The organism is Phenylobacterium sp. Root700 (genome assembly GCF_001429025.1).
Classification (GTDB): Bacteria; Pseudomonadota; Alphaproteobacteria; order Caulobacterales; family Caulobacteraceae; genus Phenylobacterium.
In genome coordinates, this window is record NZ_LMHT01000005.1 from 86807 (window position 1) to 105202 (window position 18396).

The window sequence follows — 18396 nt, forward strand, 5'->3', positions numbered from 1 at the left end:
GTATGGCTTACTGGCGACGCGACACAAGTGGAGGAAAACTCGCGGGCGCGTCTGTGCGACTCCCGTAGCCGCAATCCGGCAGCGGACGACTACTCCGAGTTCCTCATGCATCTACCGCGGCGAGGTCGAACTGCCGGTGCGCCGGATCGACGCCTACGACCGTTTTTTCGACCGGGCGTAGGCGTCTTTTCGCGAGGATCAGCCGATGACGGCGTCTTTCAAGGCCTTGGCGGGCTGGAAGACTACTTTCTTGGTGGCGGCGATCTCGATCGCCGCGCCGGTGCTGGGGTTGCGGCCAGTCCGGGCGGGCTTGTCCTGGACCTTGAACTTGCCAAAGCCGGGGATCGAGATCTCCTCGCCGCGGGCGGCGGCCTCGGTGATCGCCTTGAAGACCCCGTCGACCAGGGTCTTGGCCTGGGCCTTGGAGATCTTCTCGTCCGACGCCGCGATCAGCTCGGCCAAATCGTTGGTGTTCATGCGAATCTCTGTTGCTGGATGGTGCGTGATCCTAGCAGCAGGATCGGAATTGGGGAGCGCGGGGTGTGGCGAAACTCGCTACCGGCCGCCGTCGCCTCAAGACCCGCGACAGCGCCGGAAGGGGCGTCGTCGCGGGTTACTGATGCTTGAGCGCGCGGAGGGCCCGCGCGCTCAAGACAAGATCAGAAGTCGTAAGAGTACTGGACGTGGAAGGTGCGAGGAACGCCCAGGTTGTGCGCCACATAGGACGCGCCGCCAACGTCCTTGACCGCCCGCACCAACTTACTCGCGTAGGTCTTGTCGGTGACGTTTTCGATCCGAAGCGTAATCCGATGCCGGTCTTCCGGTCCGAAGACATAGTAGGCGGCTGCGTCGGCGGTGGTGACATCGCCGTAGGTTTGGCGGCCAAGACCGCCGGTCAGGGTGACCGCGGTCGTTCCGAAGTAGTTCACATTGATGGAGCCGCCGATCGGGAGGTCGCTCGGATGATAGTCGAGCGAGGCTTTGGCGGTCGCCTCAGGAACGCGATCGATCTGGCCGGGACGCCCTTTCGTCTTGGCGTTGGTCGCGCTGTAGGTGGCGCTGGCGCTCACCTCCTGGCCAAGTTGCAGCGTGGCGGTCACCAGGTAGCCATCCACTCGAGTCGAGCCCGGGGTGTTCTGGTAGACAGCGACGCCGGAGGCGTTCGGGACCGCCGCGATCAGGTTCTCAACCTTGCGGGTGAAGCCCACCAGCTCCCACGTTCCGTTCGTCCCGCCGAGCTCGAAGCTGCCGCCGGCCGAGGCATTGATGTTGCTGCTCTTCTCGCCTTGTAGCGACGGGTTGCCGATCTCGCAGCACGGGTCGATGGAGTACAGCTCGGACGCGTCGGGCAGGCGATAGGCGGTGCCGGCCGTCGCGCGGACGTAGAGGTGCTCCCCGATGTCGTATTGGCCGCTGGCGTTCCAGATCGTGATCGCCTTGCCCGACTTGGGCTTGTTGTAGCGAAGACCGGCCGACATCCGCAGGTTTTCGAACAGGTCTGGCGTTGTGCGAACCTGGCCGAAGAGCGCGTGCACCTGCTCGGTCTGCTCGCCGATCTTCAACGAATCGTCGTGACCGGAATAGTTTTGGAAATCGTATCCGGCGTATAGATCAACCCCGTCGTGAACGGTGTATTTGGCGAGTGCGTTCAGGCCGTAATCTTTGTATCCCCAGAACACATGGTCTCTTACGTGCAGAACAGTTCCGGGCGACGTAAGCGAATTGTTGAATCTGTTAACCGTGGACTTCCACTCGTGGTAGTATCCTTTCAGGAAGAGGCTAAATTCTTCCGAGGGCTTCCAGTCAATTTTGGCGTTCCCGAGGTCTTCGTCGCGCTCGTTGAAGTAGAGGGCGATCAGGTTCGGGTTCGCGAAGTCCAGGACGGCATGGGTCCGTTGGTAGCCCGCGCTGAACCGCAGTTCGTCGGAGAGGTCGATCCCGTACTTCACGCCGGCCGTCTGCACGTCGTATCCGCGACGACGATCGGTGGCGCTGGGCTGATAATCCTCGGTGGGGAAGGCTTGGTAGCCGGTCGCCTCGTCGCTCGACGCATAGACCACGAACTCATGCGGTCCGGTGGCGCTGCGGACATAGCCTGAAACGTGCCGACCTTCATTGGTGTCGACGCCGACCGTCACCTGTCCGCTCGTTTGTTTGGTGAGGGACTTGGTGATGACGTTGATGACGCCGGCGACGGCCTGAGTGCCGTAGAACAGCCCCTGGCCGCCTTCGAGGACCTCGATCCGCTCGACCATGGAGGCAGGAATGGTGTCCAGCGGCGTCGTGCCGTTGTAGAGGCGGTTGTTGATCCGCACGCCGTCGACCAGCCACAGGATGTCGCCTGTGCGCGATCCCTCAAGCGAAACCTCGACATAGTCGAAGGCACCCGATTTCGGCTGAATGTACAGCGACGGCGCCAGCAGTTGCAGGGCCTGAGCCACGTCATTGACGGCGCGCTTTTCGATCGCGTCCGACTGGATGAGCTGGATCCGGTTGCCGAGTTGGCTCAGTTCGAGCGGGACGCTCTCCTCAAGGTGCTTGCCGGTGACCAGGATTTCTTCGACAGCCGCGTCCTTCTCGGCGTCGGCTGCGTGAGCCGCTGAAATGCTCCCCAGGGTGGCAAGGGCAATTGTTGCCATCAGGACGGCCTTCCGCCCCGTGTTTGTTCTATTGCGCAACGGTTATCCTCCACTGTGCGCCTATGATATGCCCCAATTGGCGGCCCCCTCGGCCTGATCAATCTGCGCGGCGGCATGTGGGCATACGTTTAATGTATAGTCAAATGGGCCGTTGATCCGCTGGCTTGAGCGTCCGTGTCGACCGCGCGACATTTTTGTTGTCTATACATAATGATTGCGTCAAGGTTCAGAGTAAGCGCTGCGCATATCGGTTCCGGCGCGTGGAGGAAATGCGATGGCCAGCGACGACGCCCTGCATCACGCATCAAGAACCGGGGCGGGCGAGGTTTTCGGGGCTCCCGCCGGGCAGCGCAGCTCCGTGAGCCGTCCGCGCGCCTCGGCGAAGGATCAGTTCCAGCAGACGATCATCACGATCCACCGTTGGCTGGGCGTCATTGCGTGCGTCTTCTTCGTGATGTGGTTCATCAGCGGGCTGGTTTTGGCCTATGTGCGCTGGCCGGCGATGCCGCTGGAGGAGCGCCTCGACGTGCTCAAGCCCCTGGCCTGGAGCCAGGTCGTCGTAAGTCCATCGGCCGCGCTCCAGCGCTTGGGCTTGACCGAGTATCCCAAGGCGGTCCGGCTGGAGATGTCCGAGGGGCGCCCGGTCTATCGGGTCGACTTGTGGAACAAGGAGCATCGCGCCGTATCGGCCGTGACCGGCGCTCCCATCGAAGGGGTTACGGGCCAGGACGCCGTTAATATCGTCCGCGACCAATTGTCCGCGCCGAGCGCGACGCTCAGCGCCGCCAACCTCAAGCGCGACCAGTGGACCGTCACCGGATATTGGAACTGGGACCGGCCATTCCACAGGGTCGACCTGAACGATTCGGCCGGAACCCAGGTCTATGTGTCGGTCGCGACGGGCGAAGTCGTCCTGAGGACCGGTCGCACCCAGCGCATCCTGAACTGGTTCGGGGCGATTCCCCACTGGCTGTATTTCGAGTTCATCCGCTGGAACGGAGTGGCTTGGACCTGGACGGTCTATGTCTTCGCCACGGTAGGAATCTTCGTCGCTCTGAGCGGTTTCTGGATCGGAATTACGCGGCTCCGCCTGCGCGCGCGCTATCCAAATGGGAAGGCCACGCCCTTTTCGGGCTGGATGAAATGGCATCACATTTCAGGGCTGCTGGGCGGCGTCTTCCTGAGCCTGTGGATCATCACCGGCCTGGGGATGATGTATCCGGGAGGTTTTCTGGAGACCCGAAATATCACCCAGCTGGAGCGTGAGCACTTCGCGGGCGCCACAACCGTGCAGTTTCCCCTGGCCGCCGGCGCGGCGCTCGAGGAGCATGCTCGCGGCGCCCGACGGGCGACCCTGCGCTGGGTCGGCGGTCAGCCGCTCATCGCGCTGGAGGACGGGATTTCAGCGGCGAGACTGCTCGATGCGAGGACCGGAGCGCCTGTACAGCTGACGCCGGCGCGGATCGCGCAGGCGGCCAAGGGCCTGCTTCCGGGCGCGAAAATCGTGGAGACCACGTTCCTTGCGCAGGGCGATGAATATTATCACACGGGCTTCAAGAAGGAGAAGCTCCCGGCCGTCCGTGTGAAGTACGACGACGCTGCGAAGTCATGGTTCCACTTCGACCCCGAGACGGGGGACGTTCTCGCCCTTGTCGACAACACGTCGCGGATCGACCGCTGGACGATCGTCGCGATCCATGACGTGGACTGGTACTGGCTGCTCCAGCGTCGTCCGTGGTGGGATCTCATGCTGTTCGGCGTGACGTTGCCCGGCCTGTTGATCTCGATCACGGCGCTGACCATCGGCTATCGCCGTCTACAGCGAACGAATCTCGTGCCCATCCCGGTCGCCAAGCCCCGGGGCGCCGAGCCTCATCGCGGGACGGGCGCCGTCAATCAGATGAACGTGCCGGCGCCTGCACGGTCGGATGTCGTCCTGGTGGCCTATGCGAGCCAGACTGGCACGGCCAAGGCGATCGCCGAACGTACGGCCGCCTCTCTCGAGGCCGCCGGGCTGAAAGCGAAGTTGTGCGACCTCGGCCGCTTGGATCTCGCGACATTGAGCGGCGTCGGCAGGGCGCTGTTCGTGATCGCCACGTCGGGTGACGGTGACGCCCCTGACCATGCGATGAACTTCGAGAGCCGGGTGTTGCGTCGCCCCATGGCTCTGTCTGGCCTCGAATACGGTCTGTTGGCCCTGGGGGACGTTCAATACCGGGCGTTCTGCGGGTTCGGGTTGGCGGTGGACCGTTGGCTCCAGGCCTCCGGCGCGCGGCCGCTCTTCCCGACGATCCAGGCTCACGATGTCGAGGCCGAAGCCATGGCTGATTGGGCGCGAGGCCTCGCGGGCCTGACCGGACGCGTCGATGACCTAGAAGTCGCGCGGGCGCCGTTCGAGCCATGGCGGCTTGCCGCCCGGCGGCTCTTGAACGAGGGCAGCGCCGGAGAGCAGGTCTATCACGTGGAACTTGAGCCCGTAGCGGGAGGCGGCGTCTGGCAGGCCGGAGATATCGTCCAGCTGACGCCCGTCACCTGGGTGCAGCACCTGGCTGGCGCCGACCAGCGCGTGCGCGAGTTCTCCGCCGCTTCGGTTCCCGAGGATGGCCGACTGCACCTGCTTGTGCGCCAAATGCGGACGGAGTCCGGGGAACTGGGCCTGGCGTCGAGATTGCTGACATGCGCCCCTCTCGGTGAGGAGCTTCCCCTGCGCCTTCGCGGGAACATGGGGTTCCATCCTCCGGCCGACGCCGAACCGATGATCCTCATCGGCAACGGTACGGGCCTGGCGGGTCTGCGCTCGCACCTGCGGCGGCGAGTCCATCTTGATCACCACCGCAACTGGCTGATCTTCGGCGAGCGGAACGCGGCCACGGACAGCTTCTACGCCGACGAACTCCAGGCTTGGCTGGGCGGCGGGGAGTTGGAGCGCCTGGATCTCGTCTTTTCAAGGGATCAAGCCGAGAAGCGCTACGTTCAGGACCGGCTGCGGGAATGCGCGGAGGATGTTCGGGCTTGGGTTCGGCAAGGCGCCGCGATCTATGTTTGCGGCAGCCTCCACGGCATGGCGCCTGCGGTTAGCGACGCGCTGAGCGACATCCTGGGAGCGGCCGATTTCGATGCGCTGGTTGAGGCGGGCCGCTACCGCCGGGACGTCTACTGACAATCTCCCCTCGGCAGGCGCGGCCTGCTGAGGGGACGTTTCGCTGGGGGCTCGACGACCAGATCGGACGGTGACGGATCTTGCTTCACGCCCATCGGGCGCTCCGGTTCAGGCTCGCAGGCCGAGCGTCGGGATCCACTGAACGCGCGAGGATCATGTCGCGTATTGGTTGTCGACAAACATAAGCAAGTCGTATCGCAACCCTCTTGTGCGGCCGGTCGATGTCGCTCTTGAGCCTCGAGCGCCATTGCATGCTCCGCTTGCAATCACCACATTCAGCGCACTTGTGTTTTTTGACTCGATGATCAGCGCCAAACGAGGCGCCGACTTCGGCGGCGCCGTGGCCGGGGCGCAATATGTTCTGTGGGGGCGGTCGGGGCGCGCAATTTTTCTCCCGCCGCCGGTTGAGTTTGGACACTAAACGTCCGCAAAAATGGGCATGCTGATGCGCGCTGTGGTTGCTGATTGAAGGGAATGCTGTGAGCCGTAGAGCGAGTGACGCAACGCGCGGGGCGGAGACGAAAATTCCCTTGCCCAGCGCCCGCCTGCACGGCGTGACCCTGCACGAACGAATTCGCGCAAGCATCGAGAATAAAATCGTCTCAGGCGTTTGGCGTCCGGGTGACCGTATTCCATCGGAATATGAGCTCGTTCAAGAGTTCAGCTGTTCGCGAATGACCGTAAGTAAAGCGATCGGTGATTTGGTGCGGGCTGGCTTGGTTCTGCGGCGCCGTAAGGCTGGTTCATTTGTCGCGCAGCCGCCAATTCATTCAGCGATATTGGATGTCCCGGACATCGCGGCGGAAATCCGCAAGCGGGGTCACGAATATGACTACCGGTTGTTGAAGCGAAACCTGCGTGATCCCGACCATGCGAAGTCTGTCGAATGTGACCTCGCCGGGAACGGCCAACTGGTCGCCCTCCAGTGTCTTCACAGCGCAAACGGCCGGCCGTTCGCCTTCGAAGAACGGCTGATCAGCGTCGAGGCTGTCCCCCAATCGGCCGACGCCGACTTTTCGACCACGCCGCCGGGGACTTGGCTCTTGGGGCGGGTTCCCTGGACGACGGCGGAACATCGGATTGCGGCGATCGGCGCGGGCGCGGCGACGGCGCGTCTACTGGATGTGGCCGCCGGAAAGCCCTGCCTTCTGCTGGAGCGTCGGACTTGGCATGCCGGCAAGGCCGTCACGCAGGTTTGGCAAACCTTTCCAGGCACCAGCTACGATCTAACCGCCACCTTTGAGCCGACACGCTCGCAGTAGCGGGCTCATCCGCCGAACGTCTTGCGCAGCCGGATCTCGATGGTCCGCTCCCAGGTGAACTGTCGAACGTTAGTGCGAGACAGCGCGCTTGTGTGACGAGGCCCCGCATAGATGTCGCGGATGCGCTTGGAGCCGCCTTCGGTGGCGCTCTCCAGCTCGATGGTGAGGGTCAGGTCCGGCCGCGGCCTGTACTCCACGAAGGGGACCACCCACGTCGAGAACTTGAGCGTGTCGGTCTCGGTCAGCCGGTAGGCAGTTTGGCGATAGGCGCCGAAGACATCCACCCCCCAGCTCACGTCCCACTGCGGCAGGTCCTGCTTGAGGTGGACCTCCCAGGAAAGGGGCATGTCGTTGGAGGTCTCGCGGGACCGGCCGGTCATGGGATCGGTCACGCGTGACCGTCGCCAGGTGGCGGCCGACTTGAGCTGGGCGTCCGCCAGGCCCAACCGCTCCAGCGGGAGCGCCAGGCTGACCGACAGCTCGTCGCGCCGTCCCTCGCCGATGTTGCCCGGGGCGTCGGCGATCACCACGCCGTCCCGGTCCAGGACTGGGAGGCGGTCGATCACGTCGGACAGCTCGTAGTGGCGGACCGTCACGATCGCCGCGCCGCTTGTCCAGAAGCGCCGCTCGAAGGCCGCCTCGGCGACCCAGGCCTGCTGGGGCCGCAGGTTCGGATTGCCGGCAAGCACGACCCCGGTGTTGACCAGGGAGGAGGAGGCGACGAAGTCGTCGAAGTTGAGCTGGCCCACCTCGCGTTCCAGGCGCAGGCGAATCTGGTCGGTTGGAGTCGGACCCCAGGTCAGCGCGAGCCGGGGCTTGGCGAAACGGAGGCTCTTGCTGACGGTCGTATCGCCGTTCGAGGTGATGCTGGAGACCTCCTGCCGTAGGCCCGCCTCACCCGACCAGGTCGGGCTGGGCCGCCAGGTCGCCAGAACGAAGGCCTCGCCGCGCCGCTCCTTCACCCGGACGTTGGCCGCCGGGACCGCCACCGGCGCGCCGTTTTCGGCGAAGGCCGTGTGGCTCTCCAGGGTGTTCAGGGCGCCTTCGCCGCCGGCTTCGACGTCCAGCGTCTTGAGGGGGCGCCATTTCAGGCGACCGCGGCCGACCGATTCAGCGGTCTTTCGGTCCAGGCCGAACTCGCGAACAAGCCCTGGGCCCTCCAGCCGTGCGACCGTGTCGGCGTTCTTCCATTGCTGGAAGGCGGTGAGCTCAAGCCCGAGGCTCGGCGCCAGGTCGACCGTGTGGCGAGCGCCGAGCTCGGCCTGGACCTGATCGCGGTCGTTCGTTTCAACGTTCGTGGCGCCCGTCTCGCGCGAGCGCTCGGTGATCACGCTCTGGTAGGGGCTCAACATGTAGGCGCCGCTCAAGCGCAGCCGGCCGCCGGCGAGCGGGGTCTCCACCGCGCCGGTCGTCCATACGCGCAAGGTGTCTCCCTCGCCTCTGACATCGGCGAGCTGCAGGGCCGAGGTGGAGGCGTCCCTAATCGTGCGCCTGCCGTCGCCCAGGGTGTCGTCGGCCTGGCGACCGACCCGCAGCGACATCTCCGCCGCCTGCTCGCCGCGGCGCCACTGTCCTTCGGCGCGGACTTCTGGCAGCCGGCGGCCGTCGTTGACCAGGTAGCCGCCGGCGGTCACCGCGCCTTGAGCGCCGGCCCGCGTGCTGCGCACGACATTGGCGACCACCGAGCGGCCAGCCATGTCGACGCCCGCCGCCCCGCCCCGGATCAGCTCGACGCGGGCGACGGCGGAGGCCGGGATGCGCTTGAGGATTTCCTCCAGGTTGTCGTTCTTCGAGACGGCGGGCTGGCCGTCGATCAGGACGTTGCCGCCGGCGCCGCCCAGGCCGCGGACGTTCGAGCCGCGCTCGAAACTGAATCCCGGCAGGCGCGCCACCATGTCGAACGCCGTCGCCGGCGCCGCCTGGGCGAAGAAGGCGGGGGGATAGGCGATGACGTCGCCCGATGTCTCGGCCGCAGCGGCGTCCGCACCGCCCACCAACAGGGTCGCGGCGATGGCGAGCCGCCATCCTCCGGCGCGTGAATCCGCCACTCCGAAATCTCCCCCAACTGCGCTGTAGCCAGCTTGGCTCGATTATCGTCAGGTTGAATTTTTTGTCTATACATATTGGCGGGCGTTCGCCGCAGCCTTTAGGCGGCGGCCCGTTCAGCCGCGCCGCGCCGCGGATCGATCCGTTGCACATGTCCAGGTGTCTGCATTTTTATGTATAGACATTACGGGCTTGAGTGAGCAAGCTGAGCCTCTGGTCCCGTGCAAGAAGGAAGATGACATGGCGCGCTGTCGATGGAGGGCTCGGTCCGTCCAGGGTTTGGTTCTGGCCGCTGCCTTGGCCGTGGCCAGCCCGCCGCTAGCGGTCGCCCGCGCGGCCGAACCGGCCCTCGTGGCGCAGTTGGTCAAGCTGCACAAAGTCAGCGGCACGGTGTTCTCTCCCGACGGCGGCAGGGCGGTCTTCGTTGTCGCCGAGCCAGCTGTCGGCAAGGACCGCAAGTCCAGCATCTGGCTCTACGAGAGCGCGACACAGACCACTCGCAAACTGACGGCGGCGGGCAAGCAGGACAGCCAGCCCCGGTGGTCTTCGGACGGCAAGACGCTGGCCTTCATCTCCTCGCGCGGCGACGACGAGCCTCAGGTCTATCTGCTGCCGATGGATGGCGGCGAGGCCCAGCCGCTCACGACCGCCAAGGGCGGCGTCAGCGCTTTCGAATGGTCTCCAGCGGGCGGCATGATCGCCTATGTCGGGTCGGACCCTGAGCCGGAGTCCCCCGAAAAGGAGAACGGCGATGACGAGATTGTCGCGAGCCAGGGCTTCGGTCCGCTGCGCCTCAACGTCATCGACCTGGCCACAAAGACCAGCCGCAAGGTCCTGGCCGGTGACCGGTGGGCGATCGGCATGTTCGCCTGGAAGCCCGACGGCCAGGGCGTCGTGGCCACGGTCAGCGATGGTTTCAAGCCGGAAGGCGCGATAGATCGGCTGTTCGAGATCTCGGTGGCCGACGGCGCGATGCGTGAGATCGGCCAGATCAAGGGCGTGGAGTTCAGCGACCTGAAGGTCTCGCCGGACGGCCGCCTGGCCGCGTTCCTCGCCTCGGGCGACGGGCCCATACCGCATGATCTCTATGTTCAGACCCTGGCGGGCGGACCTGCGCGCAACCTTACGGGCGCCGGGGTTCGCGGCGGTGTAGACCGTCCTGTAGCCGATCCCACATGGACCGGGCCGACATCCCTGACCTTCGCCACCCAGGAGGGCTTTGGCGGCGCCGTCTACAGCGTCTCGACCGTCACCGGCCGCATACGGGAGTTGAAGCGTTTCCAAGACAACGACGTGAGCGCATTGGCCGTCTCCGGCGACCGGATGCTCTATGCAAAGTCGAACTCGGTCACGCCGGTGGAAGTCTGGGCGTCGACGGGCGGGACGGAACGGAAAGTCACCAACCTGCACGCCGGGTTCGCGGCCCTCGTGGCGCCGCGTCTGATCAAGTATGCGAGCGCCGATGGCTTCGAGATCGAGGCGCAGCTCTTCACCCCGGCTGGCGCCCCGGGACCCTCGCCGTTCGTCGTGCTCGTCCATGGCGGGCCGTCCGGGCGCTGGAGCAACGCCGTAAACGATCGGGCCCAACTTTTGGTGCAGCAAGGGTTCGCCGTGCTCGCCCCTAACATCCGGGGTTCGGTGGGATACGGCTACGCCTTCGTGAAATCCAATCGCGCCGATTGGGGCGGCGGCGACTTCAGGGATGTCATGGCGGGCGTCGATCAGATGATCGCCCAGGGCGTCGCCGATCCGGAGCGGCTCGGCATCGCTGGCTGGTCCTATGGCGGTTACATGAGCGCTTGGGCGGTGACCCAGACGCACAGGTTCAAGGGCGCTGTCGTGGGCGCTGCGATGCTGGACCTCGAGACCCAATGGGGCACCGAGGACGGCGAGCTTATCCCCTACGACACCTGGTATGTCGGTACGCCCTGGGACAACAAGGCCGACTTCGCCCGCATGTCTCCGATCACCCACGTGAAGAACGTGACGACACCGACGTTGCTTTTGGTGGGCGAGGACGACTCGGTCGATCCGATCGCGCAGAACTGGCAGTTCTACCGGGCCCTGCGGATGAACGGGGTGAAGGCGGAAATGGTCGCCTATCCGCGCGAGGGGCACCGTGTCAGCGAGGAACTGCACAGTCGCGACGTGTTGACCCGGACTACCGAATGGCTGGTGGACCATGTGAAAGGCGCTGGGAAATGACGCCCCGACGCCCGCGGGCCGGTCTACTTCGGGCGCGTCGGGGCGAAGGTGGCGATCAGGTCGTAGCTGTGGCCCGGGAAGGTCTGCCGGACCTGGGTCACGCCGACGCCGTCGCGCCATGTCTGGCGCTCCAGCAGCAGGCAGGCCGTCCCGGGGGCGATGTCCAGCAGGCCCGCCGCGGCCGCGCTGGCCCCGACTGCGGCTATGCGGTGCAGGGCTTCCGTCCAGGGCACGTGACCCAGCAACCACGTGCCCGGCGGCGTGACGGCGAAGTCAGTCTGTTTGGCCTCCGGCACGGCTTCGATGCTGATCAGGCGTTCCTCCAGGGCGAAGGCTCGGCCGTCGGCGCTGTGCAGGCACCGCAGAGCGATCAACCGACCCTCTTGCGCCAGCGCTTCTTCAGTGGGGTTGCCCCGGGTCGGTTTGCGGACGCTGCGCTGCAGGAGCTGGTAGCCGTAGACCTGTCCGCGCTGCAGGATCTCGGCCTGGATGTCTGGGATGTCCAGGATCGCCGAATGGATGGGCGGCTGGGCGACAAACGAGCCGGCGCGCCGGCGACGGACCACCAGACCAGCGTTGGCCAGCTCGCTGATCGCCTTGTTCACGGTCATCCGTGAGCAACCGTACTGCGCGGTTAGTTCATGTTCGAAGGGGATCCGGTCGCCGGGCTTGAGGGCGCCGGACAGGATCTGGTTCTCGATTTTCGACCGGATCTGGTCGTGCAGCGTGACGGGTGTCGCGCCCGTTAGCGCCTTGTTGGCGGTCTTCTTCATCTCAGGCAGGCCCCAGACTACGGCGATAGCGACGGTGACGCCAAGCGCCGGTGTCCGCAACCGACGATGGCTTCGGCGTCCGCCGGCTTGCGCGCCGTGATGTTGCACTTATGTGCCGCGGCGCGTCTGGAAAACACCTGGCCGGCCATACGCCAAATGTTTTTCACCGGCGATCTGCGCCGCATGGCTGAGCCCGCGCTCAACGCCGCCGAGCAAAACATGTCCGTCAGAAGGTCTGGAGACTTGTTGCGCTTGGGCCCTGCGCCATTAGGCCTCGCTTGCGCACCCACGACATTCCGCCTTGTATCGAGGGCTTGATCGGCGTGCGGGCCGGGCGTGGCTGCGTTGCAATATGTATATACAAATATGGGGCGCGAGGGCGGCCCGCGGGATGTGTAGAGCCTGCCCACCTTGCGCGGCGGGACGCAAAAATCGTGCTCAGCATGTCGTTCTGGGGCGCTGGGGGCGGGGCGGGGCAGATGTAACTTGTCTAGACATAAAACTCGTGCGCAAATGCCAATCCAACGTGGCCGGCGCATGGGAGTCAGGTCGCGAGGAGGAACGATTATGGGCAGCGACGGTGTAGTCCCACACTCACGGATCCAGCATGATGCCGCGGGAACCTTCCGAGGCGGAAGGGCGAGCGAAGAGGCCGTGGCCGGCCCACGCACGGCGTTCAAGGACAAGTTCCAGCAGACCATCATCACCATCCATCGCTGGCTGGGCATCCTGGCCTGCATCTATTTCGTGATCTGGTTCGTCAGCGGCGTGGTCCTGGCCTATGTCCGATGGCCCGCGATGGACCCGGCCGAGAAGCTCACGATGTTGAAGCAGGTCGACTGGAATCAGGTCCAGGTCATGCCCGACAAGGCTCTCGCGGCCGCGGGCATGTCTGAATTCCCGCGGGATCTGCGGCTCGAAATGTCGGGCGGCAAGCCGGTCTATCGGATCATCGACTGGAAGAAGGGCCATCACACGGTCTCGGCGGTGACGGGGGCGCCCATCGTCCGGGTGTCTCCGGAGCAGGCGCTACGGATTGTGCAAGAGCAACGCTCGGCCCCGGGCGCGACCCTGGCTAAGGGCGACCTTTACCGCGACCAATGGACCGTCACCGGCTATTGGAACGCGGATCGGCCCTTCCACCTCGTGCATATGAACGACGCGGCGGGCACGCAGTATTACGTCTCCGTCGCCACCGGCGAGATCGTCCTGGACACAACCCGGCATGAGCGGATGTGGAATTGGGTCGGCTCCATTCCGCACTGGGCGTATTTCGAGTTCATCAGGTGGGATACGGTGGTCTGGGAGTGGACGATCTATGTCGCGGCGAGCATCGGCATCTTCATAGCGTTCAGCGGACTGTGGATCGGCTTCTCACGTCTGCGCCTGCGTTCGCGGTACGCCAACGGCAAGGCCAGCCCCTTCACCGGCTGGATGAAATGGCACCATATCTCGGGCGTGATCGGCGGGGTTTTCCTGGCGGCCTGGATCAGCTCCGGCCTGCTGACCATGTATCCCGGCGGATTCCTCGAGACACGAAAGATCGTTGAGACCGAATACTCAGGCTATGCCGGGAGCAAGAGCCCCGCGTTCACCTTGCCCGGGTTGGCTAAGCTTCGAGCCTACACCGCCGAGCGGATCACCTTCCGACGGGTCGGCGGCGAGGCGATCGCGGTGCTGGAAAACAACGGCGCCAAGCCGCTCATGGTGGATGTAACCACCGGGCAGGTCCGCACCCTCAGCCTCGGTCAGATTACGCAGGCGGCGCGCGCGATGATGCCGCAGGCGAATGTCGTCTCCACTGTCCTGCTCAAGACGGGCGACGAATACTGGCACAGCGGCTTCCACGCCGTGAAGGTGCCGGCCGTTCGCGTCATCTTCGACGACCCGGCCAAAAGCTGGTTCCACATGGATCCCCAGACGGGTGAAGTCCTTGGGCTCGTCGACAAGACCAGCCGGGTGGATCGCTGGACCGTCGTGGCCCTCCATGATCTCGATTGGTGGTGGCTGCTGCAGCAAGGCCGGTGGTGGGACGTGTTCCTGTTCGCGGTGACCGTGCCGGGCCTGATCATCTCCGTCACGGCGCTCACCATATCGTTCCGGCGGTTGCAGCGGACCAACCTGGTTCCCGCCGGGGTGGCCGGCGTGTTGTCCGGCGGCCGGTCCCGGCCAGCGCCGAGCGGCGGGGGGAGCATGCCGCTGGCGGCGCGCTCGGACACCATGCTCGTGGCCTATGCCAGCCAGACCGGTACGGCGCAGGGGCTTGCGGAGAAGACCGCCGCGGCGTTGCGGAGCGCCGGCGTAAAGGTCGCCTTGCGGGACCTTGGCCACGTGGACGCCGCGACGCTCGCGGAGGTGCGACGCGCGATCTTCATCGTCGCCACGACCGGCGATGGCGACACGCCCGACCATGCCATCGCCTTTGAACGCCGGGTGATGCGCCGGGCGGCCTCGCTGCAGGGGCTGGACTATGCGCTGCTGGCGCTCGGCGATCGGCAATACCGTTCGTTCTGCGGCTTCGGAACATCCTTGCATCGCTGGCTGCAGGCCGGCGGCGCCCGGGCCCTGTTTACGCCGATCCACGTCCACGACCTCGACGCCGACGCCCTGGCCGCCTGGTCGCGACAATTGAGTTCGACCACTGGCCATTCGGCGGATCTCGTGGTGGAGCGGGCGCCGTTCGAGGCCTGGCGCCTTCTTAAGCGGCGCCACCTGAACCCCGGCAGCGCCGGGGGGGCCGCCTTCCATCTGGAACTCGGGTCGATCTCCGGATCCGCCCGTTGGGAAGCTGGCGACATCGCCCAAGTGGCGACGAGCTTCTGGAGCGAGTTCGACCCGTCCGGAGAGATCGTTGAGCGTGAGTTTTCCATCGCCTCGGCCCCGGTCGACGGCCGCCTACATCTGCTCGTCCGCCAGATGCGCAGCGAGCAGGGAGACCTCGGGCCGGCTTCCGCGCTGCTTACCGAGCGCGCGGCCATCGGCGACGAGATCCCGCTCAGGGTGCGGCGCAACGCAGGCTTCCGGCCGCCTGCTGACGATCGCCCGATGATCCTGGTCGGCAACGGCACGGGCCTGGCTGGGCTCAGGTCGCACCTGCGCCGGCGCGTGGCGCTCGGTCATAAGCAAAACTGGCTGATTTTCGGTGAGCGTAACGCCGCCACCGACGCCTTCTACGCTGATGAACTGCGGGCCTGGCAGGCGCGGGGCGAGTTGGAAAGACTAGACTTGGTGTATTCCCGCGACCAAGCCGAGAGGGGCTACGTGCAGCATAAGCTCGCGGAGGCCGCCGACGAGGTTCGCGCCTGGGTCGCGCGGGGGGCGGCGATCTATGTCTGCGGCAGCCTTAACGGCATGGCCCCCGCCGTCACCGAGACCCTGGTCGCTATTCTTGGCGAGCCGGCGTTCGAGGCTTTGATCGAGAGCGGCGGCTACCGACGCGATGTCTACTGATCAACCCGGCCATTCGGTCGGCGAAATGTTGCGATGCGTATCGTCGCATCTTGAGGAGGAATTTATGAGCTTGTTTTCTAGAACCGGCCCGATCCTGGCGGGGCTTGGCCTACTGGCCCTCGCCGCGCCGGCGAGCGCCCAGCAGGCGCCGCCGCCGGAATTCCGTTCATCGGACCTGCCCCACCTGGTGGTGGAGAAGCAGCAGGACAAGGTGTTCCGCACGGACGTGATCGAGATCCCGCTGGCCGCGGCGAAACAGCTGGGCTCGCGCACGGAATACAAGGTCAGCATGAAGGCCGGCGACGCCATGGTCTATTCGCTGACCGCCAGCAAGCCGGTGCACTCGGAGTTTCACGGGGAATCGGACGCCAACAAGGCGGTGATGTTCTATCGCGAAGAGACCGCCACCTCGGCTACCCACGGCCAGTTCGTGTCGCCGATGGCCGGCGCGCATGGCTGGTACCTGGCCAACACCAACGACACGCCGATCACCGTGCGGCTGCAGATCAGCGGCNCACCGTCGAGCCTGGCCTGATTAAGTTCAGCAAGCCCTAGTCGGTTCGCCGACAGACTGTCGTTCCGCCGGCAAGCGTCGGCGGAACAGCTCTGCTCGCCATCCTGGGCGACCAGACGTTCGAAGCCCTGACCCAGAATAGCGGCCGCCGCCGCGACGCCCACTGATCAACGTCGGCCATTCGGCCGGCGACATGTTGCGACGCGCGTCGTCGCATCTTGAGGAGGAACTTATGAGCTTGTTGTCTCGAACCGGCCCGATCCTGGCGGGGCTCGGCCTGCTGGCCCTCGCCGCGCCGGCGATCGCCCAAGAGGCGTCGCCGCCGGAATTCCGTTCATCGGACCTGCCGCAGCTGGCGGTGGAGAAGAAGCAGGACAAGGTGTTCCGCACGGACGTGATCGAGATCCCGCTGGCCGCGACCAAGCAGCTGGGCTCGCGCACGGAGTACATCCTCAGCATGAAGGCCGGCGACGCCCTGGTCTATTCGCTGACCGCCAGCAAGCCGGTGCATTCGGAGTTCCACGGCGCCTCGGACGCCAGCAAGGCGGTGATGTTCTATCGCGAAGAGACGGCCACCTCGGCTACTCACGGCCAGCTTGTGGCGCCGATGACCGGCGCCCATGGCTGGTACCTGGCCAACACCAACGACACGCCGATCACCGTGCGGCTGCAGATCAGCGGCNTACCGTCGAGCCCGGCCTGATTAAGTTCAGCAAGCCCTGACGGTCCGGCGATACAGGTGCGCCCCTCGTTCGCGCCTGTATCGCCGATCTCAGCCACCCCAGCTCAGGCCATCGGGGTCACCCCAGTACGGAGGCCAGGACCGCTCGGTAGCGGGCGACAATCTGAGGCCTCGCCTGGTGCCGGCCCTGCATCACGACCTTGCGGCCGAAGCGCCAGACATCTTCGACCATCGGCGAGCTACCGGCGAACAGCCAACTGTCGATCCATGCATCGTTCTGACGCGCGACCATATCGGGATGGTTCGCCGACAGGCTGACGATGTCGGCGGCCATGCCCGCTTCGAACCCTTGCGTGGCCGGCTCTCCGAGCGCCGTCCTTCCGCCGGCAAGCGCCCGGCGAAACAGCTCGCCGCCCGTGGATGCGCCGGGTCGTCCCGCCAGGACGTTGCGAGCGCGATGGGTCAGGCGCTGGGTGTATTCGAGCAGCCGAAGCTCCTCCGCCGCGTCGATCCGCACATTGGAGTCAGAGCCCACGCCGAGCGCCCCGCCGGCCGCAAGATAGGCCTGCGCCGGGAAGACTCCGTCGCCGAGGTTGGCTTCAGTGATCGGACATATCCCCGCCACCGCCTGTGTGGCGGCCAGGCGGTGAATTTCCTCCGGGGAAACGTGGGTCGCGTGCACGAGGCACCAATTGGCGTCGACGTCGAAACGATCCAGCAGCCAGTCGACCGGCCTCGACCCGGACCAGGCGAGGCAGGCTTCGACCTCGGCGGTCTGCTCGGCGATATGCAGATGAACGGGGCCGGTGATGGCCTGCGTCAGTTGGCGCAGCTCGTCCTCGGCGACCGCCCGCAGGCTGTGCGGCGCGCAGCCGACCCTCGCGTCTGGAAGGCCGCTCACCGCCAGCCGACAGGCTTCCCAGAGGTCCTGATAGCCGTCTACCGTGTTCAGGAACCGCCGTTGCGCCGACGTTGGCGGCGCGCCGCCAAACCCGGAATGGGCGTAGAAGACGGGGAGGAGGGTAAGGCCGATGCCGGTTGCGTCGGCCGCCGCCGCGATCCGTTCGCTCATCTCGGCCAGGTTGGCGAAAGGGCGCCCATCGCGATCATGGTGCAGATAGTGGAACTCCCCCACCCGGGTGAAACCGCTTTCAAGCATCTCTACGAACGCCATGGCCGCGAGGGCCTCGATCTCGTCCGGCCCAAGGCGGTCGACGAACTGGTACATCAGCTCGCGCCAGGTCCAGAAGCTGTCGCCTTCCGGCCCCCGAACCTCAGACAGTCCGGCCATGCCGCGTTGGAATGCGTGGCTGTGCACATTGGGCAGGCCGGGCAGCCCGATCTCGTGCCGCGAATCGCCGACATCCGCCGCGACCCCGATCTCGATCTTGGCGATGCGACCCTGGCTTAGATGGAGCCGGACATCCTGCGCCCATCCTTCAGCGACAAGGGCGTTCGCGAACCAAAGTCTCTCTTCCGGCATGCTTTGTTTCCTAAGGCGTCAGCGTCGACGCGTGTCTGCTCATCAACTTATGTCTATACAATAAAGTCGCGGTGGGCTAGGTTTTGGGCAGGGGAGGTGACGGTGGATGAGTGCCTCGTCGGCGTGACGCGCGAAGCCGCCCGCGCGCTCGGCGTCCTGGCGCAGACCGGGACCTTGGAAGC

11 protein-coding genes and 1 pseudogene are annotated in these 18396 nt (G+C 65.5%); 7 read left to right on the plus strand and 5 right to left on the minus strand.

Features of this window, described 5'->3' with window-relative positions:
- Positions 1-198 precede the first annotated feature (198 nt).
- Both ASE02_RS01945 and ASE02_RS01950 read right to left on the minus strand, forming a co-directional pair.
- Entirely contained in the window at positions 199-477 is a 279-nt protein-coding gene (locus tag ASE02_RS01945) for an HU family DNA-binding protein (protein WP_056730619.1), read from the minus strand.
- A 182-nt stretch (positions 478-659) separates the two neighbouring features.
- A complete protein-coding gene (locus ASE02_RS01950; protein ID WP_056730621.1) occupies positions 660-2639 on the minus strand; it encodes a TonB-dependent siderophore receptor in 1980 nt (659 codons plus the stop codon).
- 274 nt (positions 2640-2913) lie between these two features.
- On the opposite strand from ASE02_RS01950, the gene ASE02_RS01955 reads away from it, so the two are divergent.
- On the plus strand, positions 2914-5799 hold the full coding sequence (locus tag ASE02_RS01955; RefSeq protein ID WP_056730622.1) for a flavodoxin domain-containing protein: 2886 nt from the start codon (positions 2914-2916) through the stop codon (positions 5797-5799).
- 530 nt (positions 5800-6329) lie between these two features.
- Positions 6330-7061, plus strand: a complete 732-nt coding sequence (hutC, locus tag ASE02_RS01960) for a histidine utilization repressor (protein ID WP_235536568.1) — start codon at positions 6330-6332, stop codon at positions 7059-7061.
- A gap of 5 nt (positions 7062-7066) precedes the next feature.
- Here hutC (ASE02_RS01960) and ASE02_RS01965 read toward each other — a convergent pair whose 3' ends face one another.
- Positions 7067-9109 (minus strand): TonB-dependent siderophore receptor, encoded by a 2043-nt coding sequence (locus ASE02_RS01965; protein ID WP_056730624.1) that lies wholly within the window; start codon positions 9107-9109, stop codon positions 7067-7069.
- 301 nt (positions 9110-9410) lie between these two features.
- On the opposite strand from ASE02_RS01965, the gene ASE02_RS01970 reads away from it, so the two are divergent.
- Positions 9411-11312 carry a S9 family peptidase gene (locus ASE02_RS01970; RefSeq protein WP_235536572.1) on the plus strand — a complete coding sequence of 634 codons (1902 nt, stop codon included), beginning with the start codon at positions 9411-9413 and terminating at the stop codon, positions 11310-11312.
- Between the two features lie 23 nt (positions 11313-11335).
- Here ASE02_RS01970 and hutC (ASE02_RS01975) read toward each other — a convergent pair whose 3' ends face one another.
- Positions 11336-12085 (minus strand): histidine utilization repressor, encoded by a 750-nt coding sequence (gene hutC, locus ASE02_RS01975; protein ID WP_056730655.1) that lies wholly within the window; start codon positions 12083-12085, stop codon positions 11336-11338.
- A 486-nt stretch (positions 12086-12571) separates the two neighbouring features.
- Here hutC (ASE02_RS01975) and ASE02_RS01980 point away from each other — a divergent pair, with 486 nt between their 5' ends.
- From ASE02_RS01980 to ASE02_RS01990, 3 genes are all read left to right on the plus strand, one after another.
- On the plus strand, positions 12572-15535 hold the full coding sequence (locus tag ASE02_RS01980) for a flavodoxin domain-containing protein (protein ID WP_156405880.1): 2964 nt from the start codon (positions 12572-12574) through the stop codon (positions 15533-15535).
- Positions 15536-15599: 64 nt separating this feature from the next.
- Positions 15600-16049 (plus strand): hypothetical protein (locus ASE02_RS01985; protein WP_369818508.1); only part of this gene is annotated, 450 nt, incomplete at its 3' end.
- 232 nt (positions 16050-16281) lie between these two features.
- On the plus strand, positions 16282-16731 hold a 450-nt coding region (locus tag ASE02_RS01990; protein ID WP_235536569.1), incomplete at its 3' end, for a hypothetical protein.
- A gap of 118 nt (positions 16732-16849) precedes the next feature.
- On the opposite strand, the gene ASE02_RS01995 is transcribed toward ASE02_RS01990, so the two are convergent.
- A complete protein-coding gene (locus ASE02_RS01995) occupies positions 16850-18214 on the minus strand; it encodes a formimidoylglutamate deiminase (RefSeq protein ID WP_056730632.1) in 1365 nt (454 codons plus the stop codon).
- 96 nt (positions 18215-18310) lie between these two features.
- Here ASE02_RS01995 and ASE02_RS22800 point away from each other — a divergent pair.
- Positions 18311-18396 (plus strand): annotated as a pseudogene (locus ASE02_RS22800) (hypothetical protein); the annotation flags it as partial.

Bases quoted from the DNA above. Each gene is read 5' to 3' on its own strand.
- ASE02_RS01950 (WP_056730621.1), bottom strand. From the start codon at position 2,639: ATGGCAACAATTGCCCTTGCCACCCTGGGGAGCATTTCAGCGGCTCAC.
- ASE02_RS01945 (WP_056730619.1), bottom strand. From the start codon at position 477: ATGAACACCAACGATTTGGCCGAGCTGATCGCGGCGTCGGACGAGAAG.
- hutC (WP_056730655.1), bottom strand. From the start codon at position 12,085: ATGAAGAAGACCGCCAACAAGGCGCTAACGGGCGCGACACCCGTCACG.
- ASE02_RS01955 (WP_056730622.1), top strand. From the start codon at position 2,914: ATGGCCAGCGACGACGCCCTGCATCACGCATCAAGAACCGGGGCGGGC.
- ASE02_RS01995 (WP_056730632.1), bottom strand. From the start codon at position 18,214: ATGCCGGAAGAGAGACTTTGGTTCGCGAACGCCCTTGTCGCTGAAGGA.